At 35.4% G+C, this 26,775-nt stretch carries 22 protein-coding genes; 4 read left to right on the top strand and 18 right to left on the bottom strand.

The window, feature by feature from the left end; genetic code table 11:
• Position 1: 1 nt before the first annotated feature.
• Genes FJR09_RS18825 through FJR09_RS18810 form a run of 4 tightly spaced genes read left to right on the top strand, consistent with a single transcriptional unit; the run spans position 2 to position 5,802 of the window.
• Entirely contained in the window at positions 2–1,654 is a 1,653-nt protein-coding gene (locus FJR09_RS18825) for a class I SAM-dependent DNA methyltransferase (RefSeq protein ID WP_168653299.1), read from the top strand.
• Positions 1,655–2,974 (top strand): restriction endonuclease subunit S, encoded by a 1,320-nt coding sequence (locus FJR09_RS18820; RefSeq protein ID WP_168653300.1) that lies wholly within the window; start codon positions 1,655–1,657, stop codon positions 2,972–2,974.
• A gap of 33 nt (positions 2,975–3,007) precedes the next feature.
• Complete coding sequence (locus FJR09_RS18815; protein WP_168654158.1) at positions 3,008–4,879, top strand: AAA family ATPase; 1,872 nt, start codon at positions 3,008–3,010, stop codon at positions 4,877–4,879.
• Between the two features lie 2 nt (positions 4,880–4,881).
• Positions 4,882–5,802 carry a hypothetical protein gene (locus tag FJR09_RS18810; RefSeq protein ID WP_168653301.1) on the top strand — a complete coding sequence of 307 codons (921 nt, stop codon included), beginning with the start codon at positions 4,882–4,884 and terminating at the stop codon, positions 5,800–5,802.
• A gap of 44 nt (positions 5,803–5,846) precedes the next feature.
• Here FJR09_RS18810 and FJR09_RS18805 read toward each other — a convergent pair whose 3' ends face one another.
• The 18 genes from FJR09_RS18805 to FJR09_RS25470 form a co-directional block, all read right to left on the bottom strand.
• Positions 5,847–6,449, bottom strand: a complete 603-nt coding sequence (locus tag FJR09_RS18805) for a type II toxin-antitoxin system PemK/MazF family toxin (RefSeq protein WP_168653302.1) — start codon at positions 6,447–6,449, stop codon at positions 5,847–5,849.
• 1 nt (position 6,450) lies between these two features.
• On the bottom strand, positions 6,451–6,930 hold the full coding sequence (locus FJR09_RS18800; RefSeq protein WP_168653303.1) for a type II toxin-antitoxin system antitoxin SocA domain-containing protein: 480 nt from the start codon (positions 6,928–6,930) through the stop codon (positions 6,451–6,453).
• A gap of 538 nt (positions 6,931–7,468) precedes the next feature.
• Positions 7,469–8,353: a Zn-binding domain-containing protein gene (locus tag FJR09_RS18795; protein WP_168653304.1), complete on the bottom strand. Its 885-nt coding sequence runs from the start codon at positions 8,351–8,353 to the stop codon at positions 7,469–7,471.
• A gap of 88 nt (positions 8,354–8,441) precedes the next feature.
• The gene (locus tag FJR09_RS18790; RefSeq protein WP_168653305.1) at positions 8,442–9,089 is read right to left on the bottom strand and encodes a site-specific integrase; all 648 of its coding nucleotides are present in this window, start codon (positions 9,087–9,089) and stop codon (positions 8,442–8,444) included.
• Positions 9,090–9,138: 49 nt separating this feature from the next.
• Positions 9,139–9,699 carry a hypothetical protein gene (locus tag FJR09_RS18785; RefSeq protein WP_168653306.1) on the bottom strand — a complete coding sequence of 187 codons (561 nt, stop codon included), beginning with the start codon at positions 9,697–9,699 and terminating at the stop codon, positions 9,139–9,141.
• A gap of 206 nt (positions 9,700–9,905) precedes the next feature.
• The gene (locus tag FJR09_RS18780) at positions 9,906–12,017 is read right to left on the bottom strand and encodes a protein kinase (protein WP_168653307.1); all 2,112 of its coding nucleotides are present in this window, start codon (positions 12,015–12,017) and stop codon (positions 9,906–9,908) included.
• Between the two features lie 59 nt (positions 12,018–12,076).
• Positions 12,077–13,876, bottom strand: a complete 1,800-nt coding sequence (locus FJR09_RS18775) for a PP2C family serine/threonine-protein phosphatase (protein ID WP_168654157.1) — start codon at positions 13,874–13,876, stop codon at positions 12,077–12,079.
• A 71-nt stretch (positions 13,877–13,947) separates the two neighbouring features.
• Positions 13,948–14,487, bottom strand: coding sequence for an FHA domain-containing protein (locus FJR09_RS18770; RefSeq protein ID WP_168653309.1), 540 nt, complete (start codon positions 14,485–14,487; stop codon positions 13,948–13,950).
• Positions 14,488–14,659: 172 nt separating this feature from the next.
• Entirely contained in the window at positions 14,660–16,051 is a 1,392-nt protein-coding gene (locus FJR09_RS18765; RefSeq protein WP_168653310.1) for a VWA domain-containing protein, read from the bottom strand.
• A gap of 21 nt (positions 16,052–16,072) precedes the next feature.
• Positions 16,073–16,456, bottom strand: coding sequence for a hypothetical protein (locus tag FJR09_RS18760; protein WP_168632012.1), 384 nt, complete (start codon positions 16,454–16,456; stop codon positions 16,073–16,075).
• Between the two features lie 4 nt (positions 16,457–16,460).
• Positions 16,461–17,942, bottom strand: a complete 1,482-nt coding sequence (locus tag FJR09_RS18755) for a VWA domain-containing protein (protein WP_168653311.1) — start codon at positions 17,940–17,942, stop codon at positions 16,461–16,463.
• Positions 17,943–17,976: 34 nt separating this feature from the next.
• On the bottom strand, positions 17,977–18,900 hold the full coding sequence (locus tag FJR09_RS18750) for an ARC6/PARC6 family protein (RefSeq protein WP_168653312.1): 924 nt from the start codon (positions 18,898–18,900) through the stop codon (positions 17,977–17,979).
• A 58-nt stretch (positions 18,901–18,958) separates the two neighbouring features.
• Positions 18,959–19,768, bottom strand: a complete 810-nt coding sequence (locus FJR09_RS18745; protein WP_168653313.1) for a hypothetical protein — start codon at positions 19,766–19,768, stop codon at positions 18,959–18,961.
• Between the two features lie 31 nt (positions 19,769–19,799).
• Complete coding sequence (locus FJR09_RS18740; RefSeq protein ID WP_168653314.1) at positions 19,800–20,726, bottom strand: hypothetical protein; 927 nt, start codon at positions 20,724–20,726, stop codon at positions 19,800–19,802.
• A gap of 4 nt (positions 20,727–20,730) precedes the next feature.
• Positions 20,731–22,020 (bottom strand): vWA domain-containing protein, encoded by a 1,290-nt coding sequence (locus FJR09_RS18735; protein WP_174782903.1) that lies wholly within the window; start codon positions 22,018–22,020, stop codon positions 20,731–20,733.
• Complete coding sequence (locus FJR09_RS18730; RefSeq protein WP_168653315.1) at positions 21,953–23,047, bottom strand: hypothetical protein; 1,095 nt, start codon at positions 23,045–23,047, stop codon at positions 21,953–21,955. Before FJR09_RS18730 ends, FJR09_RS18735 begins: the two co-directional genes overlap by 68 nt.
• A gap of 21 nt (positions 23,048–23,068) precedes the next feature.
• Entirely contained in the window at positions 23,069–24,193 is a 1,125-nt protein-coding gene (locus tag FJR09_RS18725; RefSeq protein ID WP_168653316.1) for a hypothetical protein, read from the bottom strand.
• A 185-nt stretch (positions 24,194–24,378) separates the two neighbouring features.
• Complete coding sequence (locus tag FJR09_RS25470; protein ID WP_254433152.1) at positions 24,379–26,739, bottom strand: hypothetical protein; 2,361 nt, start codon at positions 26,737–26,739, stop codon at positions 24,379–24,381.
• Positions 26,740–26,775 lie beyond the last annotated feature (36 nt).

The raw sequence follows: 26,775 nt of genomic DNA, 5'->3' as shown, positions 1-26,775 counted from the left end.
CATGGATCAAGAAATTCGTCGCAAACTCAAACATATTACTGATACTTTATGGGCTGGTGGGGTAACAAATCCTGTCACTTATATTGAGCAGATTTCTTATCTGATATACCTGAAATTGTTGGATGAAGAAGAAGCAAATCGGGAATTACGCGCCCGTCTCACGGGTAGTAATAGTAATAATGCTAAATTACTATTTCCTCAGCAAGCAGAACGTTATCGCTGGTCAAAATGGCGTTTTAAAAGTGGTCCTGATCTGCGGGATTTTCTGCGAGATGAAGTTTTCCCCTATATGGCAAATTCTTTGGTGAAAGATGAGCCAAAAGTGGCAGAATATTTCCGCGATGCAGTTTTAGAAATTAATGATCCCAATGTTCTCAAGTTGGTAGTTGATGAACTCGATACTTTAGAATTATTGAAAATGGGTCAGGATGTCAAAGGTGATATTTTTGAATATTTATTAACCCATTTAGGTCAATCTGCGCTTAATGGTCAATTCCGTACTCCCCGACAAATACGGGCGTTTATGGTGGAAATGGTTGATCCTGATTTGGGAGATACTATTTGCGATTTGGCTTGTGGAACAGCAGGTTTTTTAATTGATAGTATTGAATATATATTAGCTAAATATAGTGAAAATCCTATAGAAGTACCGATTTATGGTGAAGATTGGCTAGAAAAAAAAGGATTAAGTTTAGCAGAAGCAAAACAACAAATTCCCAATCTGCAAACTTATCGCAAGGGAAATGGGGATAGATTACCTGACTGGAAACTTTTAGAAGAGTCAATTTATGGCTTTGATGTTTCTCGGCAAATGATGCGAATTTCAATGATGAATTTGGTACTGCATGGAATTCGCAACGCCAAATTAAAAGTAGCAAATGTTTTGTCAGATATGGGAGGACTGACGGAAGATGATTTGCGTCGTCGTTATAAGGTAATGTTTGATAATCCCCCTTTTGCGGGAACGTTACCGAAAGATTCTATTCGTGCGGATTTACCGACAAATTCCAAAAAAAGTGAATTGCTGTTTTTAGCTGCAATCATGAAGTCTTTGGTAGCGGGTGGAATGTGTGCGGTAGTTGTGCCAGAAGGGTTACTATTTGGTTCTACGGGCGCTCATGTGGATTTGCGTAAAAAACTGTTGACAGAATACGATGTATTAGCGGTGGTTTCTTTACCTGCGGGGGTGTTTAAGCCATATACGGGGGTGAAAACGGCGGTGTTAGTAATTCGCAATCCTTTGGAGTCTGCGGTGCGTCAGGTGAATCAAGTTTGGTTCTATGAAGTAAAAAATGATGGTTACGATCCTGATAAGATTTCTGGGGGTGGTAGGCCAGAAACGCCAGAACTTAATGATATTCCTAATTTATTAAAGCAGTGGAAGGTTTATCGGGAATCGGGTTTTATGCAGCCTCCAGGTTTTGAAAAAGGGGAGTTGTTAAAGCCGGGAAGTGATGAACCCCAATGTTGGTGGGCATCTTTGGATACTATTACTGAAAATGATTATAATTTAGCGGCTGGGCGTTATAAGCCACAGGTGACGGAGGCTGTTTCTGATGATGATCCGATAGAGTTAATTAAAGAAGTTTTGAAAATTGAGAAAGGTATTGCATCCAGTTTAGAAAAGCTGCTTTGTGATGTGGAGGTAGTTTAAATGAAACTACCCAAAACTTGGAATTTAGTTTCCCTTGATGAAACTGTAGGCAATACTGGATTGATAACAGACGGAGATTGGATAATCTCTCAGAATATGAGTCTAAATGGAGAAATTAGACTAATTCAATTAGCTGATATAGGTGTAGGAGAATTTCTTGACCGTTCGCAAAAATTTATACCTGCTGAAAAATTTAAAGAACTTAATTGTACAGAGCTAAAAGAAGAAGATATTCTCATTTCAAGAATGGCTGATCCAATTGGAAGAGCCTGTCTTCTTCCTCAATTAAATCAGAAAGCAATAACGGCAGTAGATGTTACTATTCTGCGTACTGACAGAAAAATTGCTGTTCCCAAATATATCAAGTATCTGTGTAACACTAAGTTTTTTATAAATATAGCTACTGCTGCTGCTACAGGGACAACCCGAAGTAGGATTACTCGCAAAAACTTAGAAAAAATCAAGATTCCGTTACCTACTCTTTCTGAACAACACCGCATAGTCGAGATTTTAGATCAAGCTGATGCACTGCGAAAAATGCGGGCTGAGGCTGATGCGAAAAGCGATCGCATTTTACCTGCGCTATTCATCAAAATGTTTGGTGATCCTTCAACTTGGACAGATGCTAATACTGAACTTCTAGGGAGTTTAGTAAATATTCAAAGTGGGGGAACACCCTCGAAAAAAAATCCAGATTATTGGGATGGTGATATTCCTTGGGTATCTCCCAAAGATATGAAACAAGATATTATTTTTAATTCTATTGATCATATATCTCAAAAAGCGATAGAAGAAACGAATATAAAATATGTAGAACCTGGTGCAATCTTAATTGTAGTTAGAGGTATGATTCTAGCGCATACCATTCCTATTGCATTAGCAGCTACTAGATTAACAATTAATCAAGATATGAAAGCACTTTATCCTAATCGTAATGATATTGATTCAACATATCTACACGCTGCATTAAAAGCATCTAGCCGTAAAATATTATCCCAAGTGGGTACAGCAGGACATGGCACAAGAAAATTTGATACTGATGAACTACTCAATCTGCCAATTTTAATTCCCTCTCAGGAACAGTTGAAGAAATTCCAAATAGCAGTTACAGAGTGTAGAGTAAGTTTAGCTGGTATCAGTAAAACGAAAAAAAAGCTAGAAACATTATTTAATGTTCTTCTCCAACGTGCTTTTTCTGGTGAACTCACTGCAAAATGGCGAGAAGCACATATAAAAGAACTGCTTGCAGAAATGGAGGAACAAGCAAAAATCCTCAATTTGAGGGATAACGGAGATTATCAGCAGCTTTCTATGTTATAAAAATTCAATGGATTATAATTCGATTATATTAATATGCCTAAAAACAAAGCCAAATCGCCCATAACTGGCTTCCGTATCAGTAACTTCAAAGCCTTTGCTGGCAATCAATACATCCCCATTCGTCCCATCACCCTGATTTATGGTGCTAATAGTTCCGGTAAATCGAGTGTACTGCATAGCCTTTTATTAGCACATCACGCCATTACAAACAAAGGTGAGCTAGATGTTTATCGCACAAAAGCCGGGGGTGATTCTGTTGATTTGGGAGGTTTTGGGCAATATGTAAATCAGCGTCAGCGTAGCAATGTGATAGAGTGGGCAGTTGATTTAGATCCCAAACACCTAAATTTACAAAATATAGGACTTAATATTGATCATTTAGAAAGCCTTTTAAAAGATGTTAATAACTTGACTGCGCGGATTCTAATTGGTATTTCACCAGCAGAAAAAGGACGGGTACGAGTGCTTTCATTCTTTATTGAAGCTGATGATAATAGCATATTAAGAATGTCTCATATTCCTGGGGGGAATAGTCTTAAATTAAATTATATTGGTGATACTCCAATTATTAATCAGTTAATTGATACGATTCTAGAGAGGATGAAATCTACCTCAACACCACGTCCCCCATCTCGTGAAGAACTGCAACAAGCCATTGATGAATTAGTACCGGAAATTACAGCAGAAGTTTCTCGCTTACTACCAACACAAAGAGAAATAAGAGATGATGAATTTATCTCCTCTTCTGAAACTCGTCAATCTGAGCTAACAACAGAAGTTTTAGCGTCTTTTTTAGCATCTAAATTCATTGAAAACTTTACCTCATTAATAGAGATAATTCATGATGCTGTAGAAAATGAAATTGGTCGTTTGCAATATTTAGGTCCATTTCGTACCTATCCACCCCGTCATTTTGCCTTTTCTCGACAGAAAGATGCTAATTGGGAAGCTGGTGGGGGTTATGCTTGGGACATTTTGTTAAATAATACTGAAGTTCGCAACAAGGTAAATGCTTGGTTAGGGGATAGAGACAGAATGAAAACACCTTATGAGTTGAGGGTGCGTCATTTATTCTCTGATACAGAAGTTAAAGGAACTATTGATTCACGTATTACGAATAAGTTACGGGATTTGACAACTCAATTAATGTTTCATTCATCTGGGTTAGGAGAGCCTGAGCTTCAAGAAACAGTACAACAACTAAGATATAATATCGAGACAATAGGCACTGATTTTGAAAATTATGAGCAAATTTTGACTAAACTTCAAGAAACCGATCTTTTTGAGGAAATAAAAGAACTCACTTCTCTTAATAAGAATTCTCAACAACATCCTCTTAATGGGATTCTTGTACAGATTGAAGCAATACTTTCCAGCTTGACTGATACTGATAGCCTATCAGATGATTGGGTTGGGGAGATGAAGGCTAAGAGCGATCGCATTTCAGATATAGTCTTAATTGGTAAAAATGGTATAACACTAAGCCACCGTGACGTGGGAATTGGTATTAGCCAAGTTATCCCTATTCTGGTATCTTGCTATAGTCTATCTGATTCCTTAATTGCCATTGAACAACCAGAAATACATCTACATCCCAAACTGCAAGCAGAACTAGGGGATGTATTCATCGAGTCAGCACTTGGAGAACAAAAAAACACTTTTATACTGGAAACTCATAGCGAACATTTACTTTTGCGAATTATGAGGAGGATGAGAGAAACCTATAATAATGAACTCCCAGAAGGTTGTCTACCTGTACGCCCTGAAGATGTTTCTGTGTTGTTTGTAGACACAGATAGTAGGGGTAGTTTTGTACGCGAAATGCCTTTGAACAAGAGAGGTGAACTTGTCAAAGCATGGCCAGGAGGATTTTTTGAAGAAGGACTCGAAGAGGTATTTTCATAGTTATGTTGACTGAATACGTTCTAAATCCCGATATTTTTGATACTTCGTGTTTTACTACACCTGAAGAATGTCTCGCATATTTCAAAAATATAGTTTATGTTCTTCAAAATGATGGAGCATTAATCCGAAATCTATACAATGGCAAATGGTTTTCGTATGTAAAACAAATGAATAATAGACATCCATCATCAAAATATATTTTGGAACTCATAGCTAAACATAAACAAATGAGAGATTTTAAATCAATTAACCAAACATATCCAACCAACTGTATTGATTGGTGTAATGAAGCTATAAATTCTCATTCAATAGAACCCATAGACGGTATTTTTGTAACTAAGAATACAAAAATAGAATTTAAAGAACAACAATTAGTTACTACTATTGAAAATCCAGAAAAAGCAAAATGGTGGGAAAATCGTACAAGTTCAATTCGTGTTAATAGAGAAATTAATAGCTATTTGCTACATTTGAAAAAAATATTAACTATATCTAAGTCTTTAATGTTTATAGATCCTTACTTTCATCCTGTTGCACGACCAGGATATTTTGATTTTGAAAAATTAATACAAGCAATTAATAGACCAGATAATCCACCATTAATCGAAATACATCTTTGTAAAATAGATTGCTCAATTCCTGAATTTGAGAAATCCTTTATTGAAAGTAGGCTGGCTAATATTATTAAAAATTGTGGACTTACAGTTGAGGTTTTTATCTGGGGCGAATTTGCAGATCGCTATCTAATCTCAGATATTATCGGAATTAGTTTAAATAAAGGTTTTGATGTTATAGACTCAGGAAATCCAAATATACTCACAACTTGGAAGCGTCTTGATCGTGCTATCAAAGATGATATTCAATCTGAATTTGATCCAGCAACAAAACGGCACAAGTTACAGCGTAAATTTACAGTATCGTGAATTTATCTCTATAAAATATTTATCAGCCTTAAATATCCTGTTGATTATGAGCCTAAATTATTGATTAATTCTTCTATTGCTAAATTTTTTGTATCTTCAGGTAGATAATCAAAGACCTTTTTCAAAAGTTCTGGAGAAGCATTTTGAACAAACCAGTCTTCACTAGGATTATCTTGAATATTCAAAAAATACTTTAGCCGTTCCTCTATAGCTTCTCTATCTGGTTTATCTAATTGTCCAATTCGATTTAACCAATTTTCTGATGAGTCTTTGAAGCAATTAGCATCAACAGTACATATTTGATGAACTAAAGCATAAGAATTTTTATCAAGACCATTTCTACTTGTAGAGTTAATTGGATATGTGGTTGGTAAACCATTAAATGTTGTTTGTGAAGTCAGAGGAATCACAGAAAAAGTTGCTATATATCCAGATTCATCTTGAAATTGATCACTTGTCCAGATGATATAAGGATGTGTTCCTCTAAAAACCCTACTTGAATTAATATTTTCACTACAAGTTTGACATTCTACTTCACCTGGTTCATCTAAATTATAAATATGAACATGACCCAGTTTGCAACGAATAGATACCCTGTAAGGATTAATCAAATAAATCCAACCCTGTCTAGGTTTTTGTCCAGCCACTTTACAATCCTAATTCACTGACTAATTTTTCTTTTTCTGCCTGTAAGTTAAGTTTAACTTTTTCTTCTGAGCGATGGATATTTTTTACTTCCAGCATTGGAGCAGTGCTATATACATACTCTAGTAACTGATTCAGTTTATCTGCACCAGCCCACTCTCTCCGAATATTATCCAGCACCAACTTAATGCTTAGAGGTATTTGCAAATCATCTACTTGAGCAGCTTCATTAACAGGTCTAATATATGTTGAATTTTCCTGAGATTCTTGAATAATCTCTTTCCCATTCATTTGATTTAAAGCAGCATCTATACCCTCATTCCAAGGTCCAAATTGATAATAACACCAATCAAGATCAGTTAATTGCTTTCCTGTCCACTTAACAGAGTAAAGATCAGCTAAATACAAAAACTTAATAAGCTGTGTTTTGGTAATATACCCTTTTGTCGCGTAGACAAAATATTTTATGAGTTTATCCAACATAACCCTTCTCTCTCCTGTTTTGCATAAGATACTCTAATTAATTTCCTTTGATAAAATACATAATTTTTCTGCTACAGTTAGCTCTGCAATAGACTTTTTATAAGTTTAGATCGCCTAATTATAGTTTGTTTTTATCTAAATTACTGACAATTTTTCAACTAGTACACTGCGGCGTAAATAACATCACCATTAAAAGCTCCGAAAATTTGATTGATTACAAGGCTTGAAAATGGTTCATTCACTTACGCCGCAGTGTACTAGTCGTCCTGCAAATAGTTCTAATGTACCATAATATCATATTTGATTATGTAATTACAGTTAGCTACACAATTGTTGAGACAAGATCACCCTACACCTTTTTTTGAGTATTGGTAACTACGGGGTCAAATGAGCAGCCATGCAGAAAGTTACGATAAAGACTTGATGACCTGCTGCTAACAGCCTAATTGACAGGGCTAAAACTATACCATTTGAACGCCTCTAGTTTTTGTAGCCTAAAATCCTTATGACTACGTTGTAAAATGTTGTATCAAATAATCTATGTCTGCGACGATACCAATGACTGATAACACCAGCTAGGACGGCGCAAAAGATTAAACGTATTAATGTAATGAATTCGGTTATCTGGTACTACATTAGTAACAGCATCAGTTAATAAGCCAATGGGGTTATTAAGGTTCCATAATGGATGAGCAATAATCACTGTTTTATCATCCACTGTAAAACCAGGCAGTCCTCCCATATCTTGCGGAGAACAACTACTAAAAGATGCACAAAAAGCATCTCGAAGTGTACTTGCTGTTTGTAGCCAATTTTCTAAGTCTGGAGCGGAAAAGTCGCCGTGCAAGCCGCAACAAAAATTCTTATCAGCTAATGCCCTAAGTAAATTTAGACCCAATCGCCAATCGAGTAACCCGTGATAATTTTGATTTCGATAATTTTGCAAACAATTATAACAAGAAGAATCGCATTCATGACGATGTTTCGCTGACATCATAGCATCAGCAAAAGTATTTCGAGTATTTAGAATTTTTTCTATGAGAATTTCTTGCCAATGTTGAGAAAGCCAGTCTGTAAAACCAGAACCATTGGCTAGGCGATCGCTAATCACAATTTCACCTACTTTTTGACCAGTTATCTCTAGTTCAACCTGCCGTAAACCACTGATATCTAATTCTTCTGGATCGATATCTAATTCCTGAGATGCCACAGCACGAATAATAAAAGCCGCAGAATAAAAAGCTGCTTTAATTGCCGAATCTGCTTTAATTGGATCTAGGCATAATCCATTTGGTACGCTAGTAGGTTGAATACAAAGAACGCCAGTTATTTTTGGTGCAACAATAGCTAATGTTTCCGTTTCACCCGGATCTTTAAACTTTACTCCATCAGGTTTATTCAGGATGAGGGAGATGCCCCTCAAAGCTCAACAGCATGAAAAACATCTTGACAGTTGAAACTGTTGACGTGCCTACTATCGTCAATAGATCGGAATAGCTCACTTTCCCGATCTAGCCATCAGTTTTCACCTTTATACTGGTGATAGTTATGTCATCTGTATGATGGGAGTCGGCAACCGGGGTGAGCATGGATAAGGATGCGATCGCCCCGCGTACTTGTGACGATTCCACCTCTAAATAGCGTTGCAATTGCTCTAGGTTTCTGTGGCCACTAATTTCTTGAATTACCCGCAGGGGGATACCAGCATTGCTCATCAATGTTAGGGCAGTGCGGCGGAAGCTGTGGGTGCTTGCTCCTTCGATATCAACTTGCTGACAACCTTCTCGAAAGATAATACTGGCGGAGTCCGAGTGCAGATGTCCCCGTCCCCAGCGACCGGGAAACAAAAATCCGTCATTGGTAGTGGGGGGTTGATACTGTTCTAGGAAGTGCTTCAAGTCTTCTAGGACGGGAATGGTGCGGGTAGCTAATTGTCCTTTGGTATTGCCTTTGCGAAGGATGAGTTCTGTCCGAATTCTGCCTTTTTTGTCGTAGACATCGGTAATTTTCAGGGTGACAGCTTCGTTGACACGGCAACCTGTGTAGAGCATGACAGCACAAAGGGTGCGATCTCTGGCAGTGGTTAATCCTGCTGTAAATAATCGCTGGATTTCTGGTTGGGTAAGCACTTTGGCTTTGCCATGTCTGTCTATTTTCACATTCGCTGTCTACCCCCGATGGTTGATCATCCTAGCACTTTTTATTCCCCTACTGCTTAACTGGATAATACAATCCATCTTGAGGCTGAAATTTCCACCCCAAACTACTGGGGTCACGATTCCTGGACCAACTGATAAATTCTTTCTCACTCTTGGTTTCCCATTCTGTAGTTAAACTCTGCTGTGTCACCCCCAACCTCTGCGCTAAATTTTGCGGTGCAAAAGAAGTTATTTCTACTGGTTGTTGTTGATACTGATATGGATATCCTGAACGCCGGGGTTTAGAGTTACCACCACCATATTTACCAGAGGCCAGCGCCCGTTCAATTTTCTCCAACTGTTTACCAAGGACTTCCAGTTTAGAGTCCACTTGTTCATCTTGTTGGCAAAGGTGCGTTTTCAGCTGCTCCAGTTTCTCTTCCACCTGCTGTAATTCGGTGGTTGCTTCCAGTTTTACACTGCTATCGAACTGTGCTATCAATTCCTGTAATCCTTGCAGTAAGGCTGTTGTGTGACCGTCGCGGTGGATTTTTGCTAGTTGCCGTACTACCGGAATTAGTACATTAGGCACGCGGATCATCTCGCTGGGTGGGGTCTTGTTGGCAGTCATGATATCTATGGTTGATATCGAATATTGTATGGTAAATTTCCCCTAAGAAAATCTATCAGCACATTTTTTTTGCTGTTACGCTTGTGCAATTAGTTAAGCGAAGCGGATATGATATTTGAATTTCACAGCGGAATTGACAAGCGAGGAAATTGATGAGTTTATGCAGTCTTATATAAAATTGGTATAACAATTGTGGCGAATATGTTCTAAATATTCACTCCCACCAATTGAAAAGCCTGTTTAATACCTGCATTCATTGGTGATTTTTGTTCTTTTCCATATAATTCTGTAGCTTTACTATAAGCAAATAACATTTCTCGGCAGTTTTCTACTTGTCCATCTTGACTTTTAATATTCAGCAATACCCAACCTAAATTATGATAGGCTTCAGCATAAATATGATTATATTTAATCGCTTTTTCAAGATATAACCTTGCCTTTTGCCATTCTCCTATTTGGGCATATAAAGTACCGAGACGAAATAAAATAAAGGCTTGAGGCGTAAATTTTTGTAGATAATTGTCATAGATTTGAATAGCACTTTGATAATTTTGTAAATTTTCCTGAGTAATAGCGTAATTAATTAATACCCAATCTATAATTGATGCTTGATGACTGGCTTTTTCAAAACTGCTGATAGCATCTTGCCATAAATATTTAGTTGCTTGTTTCCAACCTTTTAAACCCCAAGCTATAGCACTATCAGGCACTTGATTAATGAATTCTTCAATTCTTCTATCTACATCATTAGCTTGTTTAGTGACAACGGCTTTTTCTAAAGCTATAATTAAATAAGGATATAGGCTAGATTGTAACTCTTTTCCATTACTATTTTGCTGATTCTGTAATTTAAATATTGCTTGTGTAGCTGCACGAATAGTTAATTTCCATTCTTGTTGCTGTACATATATCCAAGCTTGCAACCCCAAAGCAAAGGTACAATCAGGCTGTAATTGTAATGCTTTATTTATTGTATTTTCTGCATCTTTCCATTTACCAAATTTACCTAATGCCCAAGCAAAATTAGCTTGTATCCAAGCCTCATGAGGAGCTAGTTGAACGGCTTTCTGTAAATTCTTAACTGCTTCTTCCCAATTTTTTTGACGGCAATTAATCAGTCCTAAAGCTCCATAACCTCTGCCGTCATTAGGTTGTAATCGAATGGCTATTTCTGCGGCTGTTTCTGCTTGTTGATCATCAAGATATATTTGTAATAATGCTAGTTCTACGGCTGCTTCTCCATGATCTGGTGCAAGTTGTAAATATTTTTGATATGCTTGAACGGCATCAGCTAGTTGACCTTGTTTGACTAATTCTTTGGCTCGTTGATGTTGAGGAGAAATAAATTTACCTTGAAGTGCATTAATTAATTCATCAGCAGTTTGAAATCTATCCTCTACTCTAAATTGCATTCCTGTGAGAATAACTTTTTCTATCAATGAACTTAAATTAGGGCGTAGTTGTCGGGGTGATATTAATTTATCCACAGAACTACCTTGTAAAAAAGCACTGGCTCTATCTGTGGCTTCTATTGGTAATTTTCCCGTTAATAATTCATACATTGATGCACATAAAGCATAAAGGTCTGTACTGGGAAAACGCTTACTTTTTTGAATATATTGTTCATAAGGTGCATATCCAGGGGTTAATATTCGGGTCATATCCCCAGTTTGACCGGCAATAAATTCTCTAGCTGCACCAAAATCAATTAATACAGCTTTATTAGGAGGAACAATAATAATATTTTCTGGTTTGATGTCTCGATGCAGTAAATTATGACTATGAATAACTTTTAAAGCATCAGCAATTTGCACAAAATAATTTTTAACTCGATTTTCTTCTAGCGGTCCTGTTTCTAGCAATATTTTATCTAATGATTTACCAACAAGTAATTCCATTACCATGTATGCGGTATCATTTTCTGTAAACCATTCATAAATTTTAGCGATATGAGGATGAACACATTTTTGTAAATAGTTAGCCTCTAATTGAAATTGTTGCAGTTGTTGTTGACGCTGCATAGGGGTAATGGACATTGGCCACAGAACTGTATTACCTTGTCTAGCTGCATTTTCTGGCCATAGTTCTTTAATGGCAACTTTAGCGGAATTTTGCAGATAAGTTGCTGCATAAGTAATCCCAAAGCCACCTTGTCCTAATATGTTCTCTATTCTATATCTGCCATTTTGTAATAATGTTCCTGGGGATAAATGCAGATTTGATGTGGTGGAAGAAGAGGTTAAAGGTGTACCGCAAGCGATACAGCTAGTTTCATGATCGTAGTTATCTGTGAGACAGGTTGGACATTGAATAGACATAATTGGTAATTGGTAATTAATGAGAATTAGATCCCCGACTTCTTAAAGAAGTCGGGGATCTATGAATTGATTAAAAATTGTAATGCTAAAAGGGTAGCGTTATCAGATGCACCACGTTCTAAAACTTTATTGATAGTCAAATTAACTGATGTTTGTAAGTTTTTATCAGGGGTGAAAATTTCCGCTATTTCGTTTTTAGGCACTAAGTCCCAAACCCCATCAGAACATAGTAAAAGAATATCTTGATGCTCTAGTTGCATAGATAATTCTGGAGTAGTTTGTTTTAAATCTTGGACGTAACCATCACTTAATCTGCGTTTTGTACCGATGGATTTTGTCAGAACATTTCTATCTGGATGTTCTAAACTTTCGGTTTCTGTAATTTGTCCACTAGCTACTAACATGGCGACTAGAGAATGATCTTGACTGAGTTGTTTTATTTCTCCTTGACGTAGTAAGTAAATGCGAGTATCACCAACATGACTAATTATTAATTGTTGGGATATGGCTAAAATGATGCTGAGGGTTGTTCCCCCATCTTTAACTTGATTTGATACTGTTTCATTTGTTTGAATGAATAGGTTTGTTAACCATTCTTGGTATTGTTCTATGGTTTGATATTGGAAAAAAATGGGTGTTTCTAAAACTGTTTTTATTGCCAATTGACTGGCTAATTCGCCTTGAGACATTCCCCCCATACCATCAGCGATCGCAGCTAAGAGGATGGTTTCTCTATCACTGATTTTCTGTTGTTTAATGCCATAGTTATCTTCATTTTGTAAACGGTTTATTGATAGTCCAACGGTAGAACTACTGGCTATTTGCCAGTTAATTTTGGGTGTGCTAATGTTTTGGCGGGTGCGAACTAATATTTTTAATAGTTGTTCTAGAGGAAATCTTTCTTCTGGCAGGGAAGATAAACAAATTTTGAGAATTTGATAAATAATAGGAATGGGATTAATTTGTATTTCTATGGTTTGATCTGTTGATAGGGTTTTGTTGTGAATTATCTGATATAATAATGCTGCAACTGTATAACTACTCATTGTTTCATGAATGGGGTTTTTACAGTATGCTAATTCGGGGGCGCAATAAGTTCCTATTAACCCAGAATTGAGAGTTTCACCCAAAGGATAGGCACTGGTAATATCGAAAAATTGTATAGGTGTTCCCATTTGAATAAATTGGGGAAGGATATTGATAAAACACCATTCTCTTTGATGAAGATAGCGGCATAATTGACATATTTGGCTGGTTAAAAATATTGATTCTTCTAAAGAATGTTCGGTTTCTAGCCAAGTTTCTAAGGTTTGATTTTCGTGGGGAAGGTAGGTAAGAAGGAGAAGTTTTTGATTTGATATATTGGTGCTAATTTCTGTTTCTGGATAATATTCATCTTCTAAATATTCTTTTTGTAAATATTCGTCTTCTAAACATTCTTTTTGTAAATATTCATCTTCTAAACATTCTTTTTGTAAATATTCATCTTCTAAACATTCTTTTTGTAAATATTCTGAGGATGTATCTATTTCTGTAATAGGAGAAAAGATAGTTTCATTTTCCGGTGTATTTTGGGGTTTAATATCAACAGTTATATTGTCTTCTCTATGTGCAAGTAGTTCGGTAACGAGTTTGTAATCACCTAGTCTTTTTCTCAGTTCTAGTTCTCGGTTGAGTGCGCTGTTAGTTGCACCTATTCTCAGTAAACCTGGTTTTTCAGATATGATATTGACTTGAAAGTAATAAATATCAGGTGTGAGTTGTCCTAAATAGGAGATGATTTCTATTTGCAGGTTATCTATTTGAAAACAGATGTTTTCTTTAATTGTTAATGGGTTTTGATTTGTCATTTCATTCATGGAATTTGCAAGAAATATAGGAGTGGTTGGCGGGTAAGATGCCCACCCCACAAGAGAGTTTTTTTGATTTTTTAGATAGTTTGAAAGAGAAATCTAACTTTACCAAATGCTATTTCATCACCTGAGTTTAAGGGGGTGGGTATGGTAATTCTGGCACTAAAGCGAGTTTGTCCTGGTGGTTTGATAAATACTCCGTTGGTAGAACCTAAGTCTTTGACTTTCCATGTTCCTAGTTCTTGATAAATTTCGGCATGATTACGAGAAACTGTTTCTCCGCCAAAAAATGTTTCTAAATCAATTTCTACTGGTCCTGTGTCTGGATCAAATATGCCAACAATGGCGTTATTATCTAGGATAAATTCTGGTATGGGGGCGTTTGTTTGTTTAGATGTTAGTTTGGCTTTTGTAAATGTGTTGATAATTGTGGGAGATTCAGAAATAATTGGAGGATTGTTGGGTTGTGGTGTAGTTGGTTGAATGACTGTAGGTGCTAAGGTGGGTTCTATTTTTGGTGGTGGTGTGACTATGGCTTGTAGTTCTGAACCGCAAGCGTTACAAAATTCTGAGTTTTCTGGATTTTGATCATAGCCGCAAACTGTACAAGTAATCATGGTGTTTTCTCCTCATTTTTAATTATTAATTTTTTTTCGCGCAAAGACACAAAGGGGCAAAGGCGCAAAGTTTTATAGTTGGAGTTGTACGGTTGGAGTTTTGCAATTTAAGATTCTATATTGTGTCAATTATTGATGTTTGAATCTTTCTCACTGCTGACTTCTGCTGTATTTATGTTCCTGTGAGTTTTCGCATTTCTTCTTCTGAAAGCATTTCGTTAATATCGTTGCCCATTTTAACGGTTTTACCTTTTGCACCCATTTTAACGGTTTTCCGAGTTCCATCGGAGATTTTTTTGGTTTTTCGGAGTTCTTCTTGGGCGTTATTTAAGGATTCTGTCATGTCCTTATTGCCGATTTTCATGGTCATTCGTCGGGCTGTTTCTAATATTTGTTCTGCTTTTTGAGGATCATGTTCGGCTATTTTTGTGGCTTGGTTGACGAGGTTGGCTATGTTGCATTGTTGTACATAATCCATAACTTCTTGATTGACTTGGGCGGCATTTTGTTGTCCAGAAACGAATTGGATAATTAGGTTTTGTGGTGGAAGTTCACCGCGTATTTTTTGTCCAGGTATGTCGTAAGTGAGTCCAAGTTGGGCGATACGCACACGACCAGCGGGGCGATTATTAATAGTAAATTCGAGGATAAATATGGTTTCGTCATTAGCGATCGCATTCCCTAAAGGATGAGGATCTTGATTAATGGGAAATTCGGCTTGGGTGGGGTAAGCGCGAACAATTCTAGTCAGTTCTACTCCTTTAACTGTTTTTACTGTTAAGGCTAGATTGGTGATCACTTCTTGTTGGGCTTGGCTATATTCGTCTATAATTTTATTGGGTAAATCAAGGATAGAAATTTGTGTACCTATGGCTGTTCCTGGGACAATATAAAGTAATTTTCCTCCTGTAGAATCGCTAAGATGGGTAAGTAAATCTTCGTTGAATTCTCCTACTCCTAATGCGGTAATGGGGATATTATTGGTGGCGAAATTACTAGAAATTGACCGACATTGATCTTCATCAAATGTTTGTCCATCAGTAAATAATAGGGTGCGTCTGACTGTCATTTGTTGTTCACTTAAGATATCAAATGCCCGACGTAATCCTAAACCCATGCGTGTACCACCGGAAAAGTCCCGAAGTTGGGCGATCGCATTTTCTAGTTGATTAATTTCTGTAGCACTGGTTAAACCGATAGTTTGGGAAGCGTTATCATCAAATTGGACTATAGCAATGCGATCGCTGGTGGTCAATTTTCCCGAACGGACTAATGCTAATAAGGATTCAATGACTATATCTATTTTGGATTTTCCCCCTGTAACCTGTTGATATGCTTTGCCATCTTGTTGATAAGTAATACCAGTTGGTTTCACATCTCCTGATACTACCTCATACATTGAACCACTGGTATCAATAACAAAGGTAAATGTGGTATGTGGGGAACTTGTAGCGACATCTTTAGTAGGACGTAATTTCAACATCACAAATAATTTTTGTGCTGCTGTATCCGCTGGCATAAATTCCCGATGGGGAGTAATACTAATGTTAAGATTATTCTGCATTTTTCTTTCCTAATTGAATAATTAAATAAAATTTAAAGGAGGAAGCATACCAAATTGAGGTTCTATATTTGATATATCTGGCTCAATTATTTTCGGTATTTCTTGATTTCCTGTTTCATGGAGTTTATCAATATTCTCTTCTATTAATAACCGCAAATTGAGAGTTAAAGAACTAAATCTATAGCCTTCTCTAATATCTTCTACCCAAGTTTGAATAATGTTGTTGAGTTGATGATCTTTAATTGCTGAGAGGCTGAGTTTTTGTAAGGTTGTGCGGATATCTTCTTTGATAGCGGGGGTAAAAATCTGTTCTGGCATATCTTCTTGAATTGGGTTTAAATCTAAGGTGTAAGTATATTGTTGTGGTGAATCTTTAAGTTTGAGATTAAATGTATATTTAACCATTTATTTAACCATTTGCGGTAAGGGTTTTATCTTTAACTTCTATAGTGATTTGTCCTAATTTCCGGGTATCACCGACTTTTAAATCTTGACTGGTTTTTTTCATGTTTTTTATAGCTGCATACTCTTGATCAAATTGCATAATAATGTTTTCTCCTTCTTTAAAAATTTTAGCAGTAATAGGTGTAAATCCATCGGAGGCATTTAAGGGAATTTCTACATTTAAGGAACTACCAATTAAAATTGGCTTTGTCCCTAATAAATATGTAGTTTGTTCCGTTGGAGTCCAATTTACTAATAAATATGGTTGTGATTGTAATTGCTTTTGTTCTATCCAGGCTATCATTAAACCAATAAAAAATCCCAACATAGATGCACCGGATAAACGCCCCAAAACATCACCAAAAATATTGGCTGTAATTAAGAAACCACTAGCACCAATTCCTCCGCCAATTGTTCCACCTAATAAAGCATTTTTTAGTTTTAAATTGGGAACAAAAAACTTAGTTCCTCCTCCTACTAATGCACCTAAAATTACCCAGCCGGCAATTCTGCCAATAATTTCTAAAACAGCTATACTGGAGAGAGGTAAAAATAAGATTTGTCCGGTTGCACCTGCTATCATTCCCGCAGCTAGACTACCAAAGGTGCTAATAATTCCTTTATTTGCTGTTAATAAGGGAAGGCGCATATAGCGGTTTTGTCCCATAATTAAAGCTAGGGATATTCCCATTGCTAAAAATGCTGTCCAACCACCAATGCGTAATACTGAATAGGTGATACTGTAGTTTTCGCTGGAATTAGATTCAACTAATTGTTTATAAATTGCGGCCTCTGCGTTGCGAAATGCTTGATCAAATTGACCGGAATTAGCATAAAATACTAATGAGCGATAGCGAAGCGCTCCGTAGGAATCGCCTGTAATCTGAGTTAAATAATTTATATCAGCATCCCCAGTAGCAACTGAAATTAGTTTTACTCCGGTGTTTCTGGTAGCTAGGGCTGAATTGTAAGCCAAATTAGGGTCATTTGGTACACCGTCAGTAAATAAGATGATATTGCGATTTAATGCAGTTGTTTGTAATTCTCCAATGGCTGCGTTGATACCTTCAGCCATTGGTGTACCTCCATTTTCTGATAAAGTATCAATGGCATTTTTTAAGGTGTTAGCGTCGTTTGTGAGTGGGGTAGTAGTTTTAATTTCTAGTCCAAAACTGACTACTGCTAGTTGATCTTTTTGTAAGTCACGACGTTCTATAAATTTGCTGGCTGCTGTTTTGACTTCTGTTAATTTTCCATCACTCATACTTGAGGATGTGTCAATTAATAAAACTATGGCTTGGGGAGTGACGGAGGAAGTTTTAGCTAATTTAGTTAAGGCTAAAAATGGTTCTCCTAATAGGATTGCGGCTGTGAGACATCCACTAGCACCGTATAATCCAAATAGTAGGGGTTTGTTGTTTTTTAAGCGGTTAAATAGGTTAAGCATACTGTTATTAAATATTGGTTTTTAATAAAAATTATTACTCAGCATCAGATATTTTTTCATTATTATATATTTTCCATGTACCATTTTCTTTTGTAAAAAAATAAATATAATCAATTTTATATTCACCAGAATTTGTTTTATCAATTCCTTTTTCACCTTGTAAATATAATTCCTCTACCACTCTAACTTTAATATATGGTCTGCTTCCAGAACTAGAAAAACCCATAATATTTGTAATTGCTGATTTATTGTATGTATAGTAACGATTATATTTTTGTAACCAATCTATTGAACCACCTTCACCTCCCACTCTTTGATAAAGTTTTCCTGTGGCTAGTTCATTTAATAAATCTCTATCAAAAGGTGGCGCAAATATGCGGGTTTTAGCTGCATACCATTTCCGGACTAATTCTAATGCTTGTTCTTGAGAAATATCATTTTCTGGTTGGAGATTATCATTTTCTAAACTAGATTGAGAATTATTATTTTCAGGAGTATTTTCAGGAGTATTAGTAGGTGATGCAGTAGGGGTGCTAGAAGCAGTTTCTAAAAGTCCTAAACTCATTTTTAAATCAAACGTTTTTGCCCCTTGAGGTGCAGCAACTTGAATAATATATTTACCATTTTTAGATAACTCTCCACCTTTGAGAATTTCATTATCTGGAGTAAATACCCAAATACAAATATCCGCATCAGTGCTATAACTTAATTTCTGTCCTGTTGTTGCTGTAAAGGTATAGCCAATATTTTTATTAGCACTAACTTGACCAGATTTATTAATTGTACTTTCATTTAATGCAACAGTTTCTACATCTTTTCCACTCAGCGAAACTGTAGGTTTTTCCGCACAACCAGAGGAACTGATAGCATTAGAGGAAACATTAGCTAGAGGATTTTCTATTGCTTGACAACCGATAATTGATAGACAGGTAGAGTAGACAATTATTTTTTTAAACATATTAAATCATCTCAGATTTGCTAAACAAGAATTAATTTTCATCATTATGGTTCTTTTGTTATGGTTCTGATTTATCATTAATTAACCATCTATTATCATTTTGATTCCATATTAAATAAATACGACTGCGAGAATCTTGAGCAATTTTACCAGTGTTCATATAATACCATAATTCAACATCTAAAGTAACATTATTACCATTGTCATTGACAATTTTAACATCACCAATCTTTATTTCTTTAACACTATCCCACCATTGTTGATATTCTGCATAAGTACCAGAATATTTATTTTTAAACTGATTTGATAGTTGATTCCGTGTTTGACTATATTCACGGTTGTTTAGAGATAAATAATGATTTCTAATAAAATCAGCCGCATCTTTTCTGGGGGAATTTTCTATATTAGTCTGACTGGTTTCTAAAGGTGTTGGTTGTGCTGATGATAATGATTTGTCTGCATCGTTTTGTAATTGCAATGCTAAATCAAAGGTAGTAGAACCGCGCATAGCAGCAACTTGAACCGTATACTTACCATCAAGAGGTAAAATAGGACTATTAATTAATTGATTATCTGGGGTATAAACCCAAATACAAATATCTTGATTAGTTTTATAAATCAGTTTTTCACCTGATTTAGCTGTAAAAGTATAACCATGATATTTACTGGCATTAACTTGACCAGATTTAGTGATTGTTCCTTCATTTAATACAACTTCTTCTACATCTTTCTTGCTGAGAGAACCTGTAGGTTTATCAGCACAACCAGAGGAACTGACAGAATTAGAGGAAATAGACGCAATGGGATTCATTCCAGGTTGACAACCGATAATTGATAGAAATGTGGAATAGATAAGTAGTTTTTTCATTTTCGGTTTTTTATTTTTTAAGATTAAATATTTATTCATGTTGAATTTTAGTAACATACCACCTTTGATTTTCTTTATTCCAATTCAGATAAAAATTGAGTTTAATAGGTGAAACTTTACCACTTTTCATTTTATAGCGAGTGCTAATATTGACGATAGCATTATCATAAATTTCTTCTTCAACACTAACTTTATCAATATTTACATAATCAACCTTGTCCCACCATTCAATAAAAGAATTGTAACCATCTGGATGTAATTCTTTATTTTCTTTAACTGCGATTGGATAAATATCCCAAGCTGTTTGATATTGTTTATTATTAATCTGAATATAGTAATCTTTTATGGCTGTCTCTGCTGATGGTCTATCAACATTATTTGAATTTTCTGGTGTGGGTGTTTGCGAAGAAGATACATTATCTGATACGGAAGGAGTAGGTTGAGACTCATTTACAGATAAATCAGATGTTGTTGTTGAATCTACCTCAGTTTGTTGAGAGGGTGAAGAACTAACTTGTGGTGTATTTGAAGCAATAGAAATATCATTTACATTCTCTAAATTTATCGCTAAATCAAAAGTAGTAGAACCCTTGATAGCAGCAAGTTGAACTGTATATTTACCATCAAGAGGTAAAATAGGATTAGTAATTAATTGATTGTCTGGTGTATAAATCCAAATACAAATATCTTGATTAGTTTTATAAACCAGTTTGTCACCTGATTTAGCTGTAAAAGTATAACCAAGTGATTTATTATTAGTCACCATACCTGTTTCAGTAATAGCTTGAGAACTGAGGGAAATAGGTTTAACATTGTTGGTTTCTAAAACTGCTGTTGGTTGACTAGGACATTGGGAAGTAATTACTTGATTTGCTGGCTGATTTTGAGAACAAGCAGTGAGAAAATAAAGACTTAAAGAAAATAAAAATATTCGCCGATGTTTTTCAAATATCCTCATAGAATTAGTCCCTTTGTGCTTCTGCTTTTAAATGTTTTCCCCAGTAGTGAAAAGGGACTATTCCAAAAATTATGACTATAAATAACACTGATATTACCATGATTAGACGTACTCCCAAAGGCAGCGATCGCCCAAATACAGGCATAATATATTCTATGATTTGCGACTCCTTGGCTTTACCATCTTGAGAACTCACTTCCACCTGAACTTTGTGCTTAGAACCCCTTTCTGCATTAGGTTGAGTAAAGGTAATTTCATACTCTCCTAACAACGCATTCAGAAATAATTGCAAGTTTTCGGCTATCCTTTCCGCATTACCAGAAAACTCCGCAATTCCCCCCGTTAATTTGGCAATTTCCGCTAGTCTTTGTTGGTCTACAAATTCTGCTTCGGGTACTTTACGTTCATTCAAATCAGCACGAGTAGCAGGTCGGCCTAACTTGTATTTTACACCTAATTCTTGTGGTGTCAATCCATAACCTAAAGTATGTACTGTAATTTTGTCATTGTTTTTAAGCAACTTAGTTAAAGCTGCAAAATCAGTCGCTTCATTAGTTACATTGTGATATCCGTCAGACAGGAGAATTATTGATAGTCTGGGTTGTGGTTGGGAAGAACTTTCTGGTAAGTAAAACCGGGGGTCTTCATTATTAGCTAAAAACTTCACTGCTTTGGTTAAAGGTTCATATAAATCTGTAGACGCACAGGGAGTCAAACTTGATAAATAATCCAGATTATTTTGCAGTTTAAAATCATTGGCCGCTAGAAATTTATCCAGAGTTTCTTTATTTACAATAGATTCAGGACACTTACTACCAGCTTTTCCAAAAGGAACTATAGAAATTTGGGTATTTCCACCGCGTTCACCAGAAATTTTAGTAAATTGACGAATCGCATTAATAGCACCTGCTATTTTTTTAGTTCCTCCACTATCTACTTGATTCATACTGCCACTAAAATCTAGTAAAACTATAATCCAAGCTGGAGGAGGTACACTTTCTTCTGGACTTTTCCAATCTTTAGGTTTAAATTTGGTTTCCTTGTTATCAACGGTCAATTTAAAATTAGTATCTTCTAAACCCATTAAGGGTCTATCTTCTTGATTGTTGACTTTAATTCTAATTGTTACTCTGTCATCTTTAACTGTAGGACTACCAACGATTTCAGAAGTTTTAACATTAGCTAAACCAGGTAATATCCAGCATATTAATAACAAGCAAGATAAACTAAGCTTGTGGGTCAAGGAAGCGGTTATAGTAGACAAAGCGATAATATTTTTCTTCATTGATGCCATCTTTCTTAATTTGGTAAAATGTCAATACGTAATTATGTTTTAAAGGTATGCCACGACCAGATTTAACCTTGTTTCCATTCACTTCTATTGCCTTGATAAACCGAACATTAGGTATGAGAATTGCTGTCCGTTTTTCTAATTTAATATCAGCAAGATGGAAAGGTAAACCAGGAATAGAAATGTGTGTATCTTTGATAGTAGAACCTATTTTAATAGTTCCATTTGCAGGTAATTGAATAGATAAACCTTCTTCAATTTGATCATCCTTAATATTATCAGTTTCTGTCACAAAAGAAAGTACAGATTTATCAATAAAAGGATGTGATTGATTGATATTTGGTAATGAGGGAAGTTTCTTATCCTCTTTAATTTCTCTATACTCAAAACCAGTCCCAGCCCGCAAAGCGGCAATATAACTAGGGGAGTTAGTGAGACTAAAAACGCCACCTAGCAATAAACCTAAAATACCAAAACCAATAGGATCTTCTATACCTTTAAATTCTATCGGCATTGTCCCCAACATTAAGCGAATGATTTCAAATATAATTGCTGCTGCAAAACTCGCCCCACTTGCGGCAATGATACTGGTTTTTAATCTTTGTTGAAAGCGTTTTTTACTCCCCGCTTCCATACTATACCAGCGCCAACTTAAACCTTCTGCAATCCCTACAGAACTACCAATTAATAACCATCCTAATGTTCTCACAATGGGAGTAGGTACACGAATAATTGGTAAAAACAGAATTTGGGAAATAATACCAGCAATTAAACCTGAAACTGTACCTAAACCCAAGGCTATTAATAGGGGCTTTTGTGCAGTTTGAAAACTGCGTTTTGGTCTAGTGGGGTTGCTGATAAATATTTCATTTAGGATCATGCCAAATGCTAGGGAAATGGCTATACAGGGAAATAGAGTAATTTCGGGAAATTGTTTGAATAACCCCAAATCTGTGAGAAAAAATTGACCTATATTCCAGCCTATTAAAGCTGATGTAATGCCGGCTAGTATGTAAAAATAGATTCTCATGGTTTTTGTATTCTCATTTAATTATTTTTTTGAACTTGCAGCAATTAAGTAAAATATGAATATTAGAAAAAATACTCCAAAATTTTGAATTCCGAAACCAAAAGCCGCCAAACCCATTGATATACACACTAACCAAATAATAGCTGTAAAAATCCACTTTATTAAATCAACGAGAAACTCAATAGTGTTTTTGATTAAATTGCTAGTAAAATTTATGCTGGGTGAAATCAAACCTTGGATTACAAAATTGATAATAAATTCAATAAACGTTGGTTTCCGTTTAATCAGTAAGCCGTAAACAACGATATTAGAATTGCGATATTCTTGATAAGCCACCTCATAAAACAAAACTTTAGAAAGTTTATCTCCATTAGGATTAAGCCGGAGATATTTTTCATAGGCTATGCTATAAAATAAATCGTTAGAAACGTTGCTTTGACTTACTTGATAAAAATATGCAGCTAAGTCATATTCTTGGAATTTTTCAAATAATTCAGCAAAAGGTTGATATTCTTCTCCTTTATAATATCTTTGTTGAATACCTCTCCAATTATTTATTAAACTCGTCCAAACTTGCTTTTGGCATTTAAACAAGTTGTCAGACAAACCATTTTCATATTGTCTAATAAAATAGTTATCAATTAATTGTAAATCAGAGTGAACATAATTTATCAACTCTTTCTGAGCATAAATCCAAGCACTATCATCTATCATTAATAACCAATAAAGACTATCTACTGATATTTTCTTATTCAATAAATTTAATAGTAGATATCTAATTCCTCCTGCAATTTGTGCTTTAGGAAATAAAGCCCGAATAGCTTTTTGAAAATCTAAAGATACAGTTTGATTTTCATCAGATTTTTTACCACCTTGAATATTCAACCATTCCAAAAACTCCGGTAATGTCTTTGGAATTACCATTGCTCTCAACGTTATTAGTCGCACCATTTGGGGACTATAAATCTTTTGTTTTATTGCAATGTCAGCACCTTCTTTATTAAATAGAGTTTCCCAATAATCAGATTTAATTTCCTTATTTTCTAACCCTTCAACAATTACCTGCACAGCTTCCGGTTTGACTTGGGAACTGTGGATTAATTTCCTTATCGCTGGTTTTAGTGATGCTTGTGTTTGTGAGTTCATTGATTTCCTCAATTAGCTTTTAGTCAATCAGACAGGGAATCAATTCCCTGTCTAATAGCTCAAGTCGGTTAAAACCGACTAATTCTTGGGATTTGCTGGCTCTATGTTACCAGGTTGTATGGGTTGGGGAATTTATTTTCTGGTGTTTTCGGTGTTGAAAGAGATTTTTTACCAAATACTATAAATTAATTTTCAATTCCTCCCTTTAAATTCCCAGTCGGTTTTAACCGACTTAAGCTATTAGACGGGGAATTGATTCCCCGGCTTTGTTCTAATTTTATGGCTGCTAAAATATCATTTTTCAATTTATTGTAAAGATCAGAACCTTTTGCATTATCAACACTATCACTCGTATCATTGTCTTCTCCAGATTTCGATAAACATACCCAGAATATTCGCCGGTTACATTCATCGCTTTTATTCCCATTATCTGCAATTTTTTGATATTTTAGCTTCCTTGTAATTTGATAATTATAAATTGCTGTCACCCATTGCTTTTGAATCGCTAAATCTGTCGCCTTTTTACCAGATTTTAAATCCCCGTAGTTAAGTTTAAGTTCTGTACCTCCTGTTAAAATTCTTTCTAGACTTTTTTCTGGGTTTGTTTTTTCAATAACAATATCATCTACAACCGCTGGAATTAATTGCTGGATTTCACTAAAACTATAACTTGTCTCTGGCTTTAAAACTATAACCGGACAGTTTTTAATATCTTTGTTTTTACCAGATGGGAAAGTCTTGCTACACAAAGATTTTTCAATATCAGTTGCACTAGTATAAGATTGCCAAGTTTTTGTACCGATAAACCAACCACTTACTAAGATTAATAGTGAAAGAGGAACAACAAATTGAATTTTCATATCTACCTCCAGAGTAATAAAATCAAGGACATGATCAATTAAATTCTTTTTCGGTTCAAGACGTAAACCAAAAACAACAGGTGAGCGACGATGTTGTTGATTAGCTACTTCATAATATAAATCTTTGTCAACTATTCCATCACTCACTTGATAAAAATATGCAGCTAAATCATATTGTCTGAACTTGTCAAATAATTCAGCAAAAGTTTGATATTCTTCTCTTTTAGAGCGTCCTTGTTTAATACCTTGCCAACTATTGATTAAAGTTGCCCAAATTTGCTTTTGGCATTTAAAATCATTTTGCCATGAATCCTTTTTAATTGGTGGTTGAACATGATGCAATTGTGAATCATTTTCAGACTCCACAGGAGAACTGCTAGTTAATACTGAATTAGGATCAGCGTAAGGACTGCTTTTGTATGCAGTCTTAGGACTAGAAAAATGATCATGAATTAATTGTAAATCATCCTGAATATCAGTAATAAATTGTTTTTGTGCATAAACCCAAGCACTACCATTTGTTGTTAATAACCAATAAAGACTATCTACTGATATTTTCTGATTTAATAAATTTAATAGTAGATATCTAATTCCTTCTGCAATTTGTGCTTTAGGAAATAAAGCCCGAATAGCTTTTTGAAACTCTAAAGATATAGTTTGATGCTCGTCAGGTTTTCTACCCCCTTGAATATTCAACCATGCTAAAAACTGCGGTAAAGTTTCTGGAATAACCATTGCTCTCAACGTTATTAGTCGCACCATTTGGGGACTATAAATCTTTTGCTTAATGGCTTTATCCGCACCTTGAGCATTAAATAAACTCTCCCAATAATCAGGTTTAATTTCCTCATTTTCTAACCCTTTAACAATTTCCTGTACTGCTTCCGGTTTGATAGTAGAACTATTCATTAAACTCCGAATAGCAGATTTTAACGCCGCTTCATCAATATTTATTGCTGAAACAACCTGAGCAGCATTAGCAATGGCTCGTTTTAATCCATCACAGGCTTTTTGTGATGCTGGTTGAATTACTTGAAAACGCTCCGGTTTTTCCAAGGCTTCTACATTAAAAGCCCACGCAACAGGTAAGCCATTATTCTTCGATTTATCAATAGCTAAAGCATTGATTTGATTTAATAAAATATAGTTATATTTTCTAGGTATTTTTTGTTCGGTTCTATATTCTAAAAGTTGCGTTTTATCACTTGATAAGGCTAATTGTTGCTCTGTCTTTAAATTATTCCAACCGTCTAATTTTTCTGTTGAAACTTTATTAAATTTATCAATAGTTTTAGTATCTAATGGGTTAAATATTGGATTATTCTCACTCTCCCACCAGGCTATTATTAGTCGCAGCTTTTCACGATTACCCTCACACAAAAAATAACGATAAAAAGCCGCACTGCGTCCCACTTCATCCTGTCCTCGTGTGACAACAGCCATTACAGACCAAACATCATCACCACTTCCTACTACCCGTCCAATAATTGCTGGTTTTTCTGTAGATGATCCTTCAGTTAAAGCAAATTCTTGATTAGCAATAGACCTTTCCACAACTGTAGGAATAGGGTTAATAGTAGCGTTCATATATTGTCCTGTAAAACCCAGAGACACCCAACCATTATTCCTTTGTTGAAAGTGAATACCTGTACTAAATTCGTGAATTTCAATATCTGGTGAACTCATGTTTTTAACCTTTATCTAAGAGGATGTTTAGAAAAT

It is taken from the genome of Dolichospermum sp. UHCC 0406, assembly GCF_009712025.1.
Classification (GTDB): Bacteria; Cyanobacteriota; Cyanobacteriia; order Cyanobacteriales; family Nostocaceae; genus Dolichospermum; species Dolichospermum lemmermannii.
The sequence above is the reverse complement of the archived record's forward strand: the minus strand, read 5'-3'. Positions and strand labels throughout refer to the sequence as shown.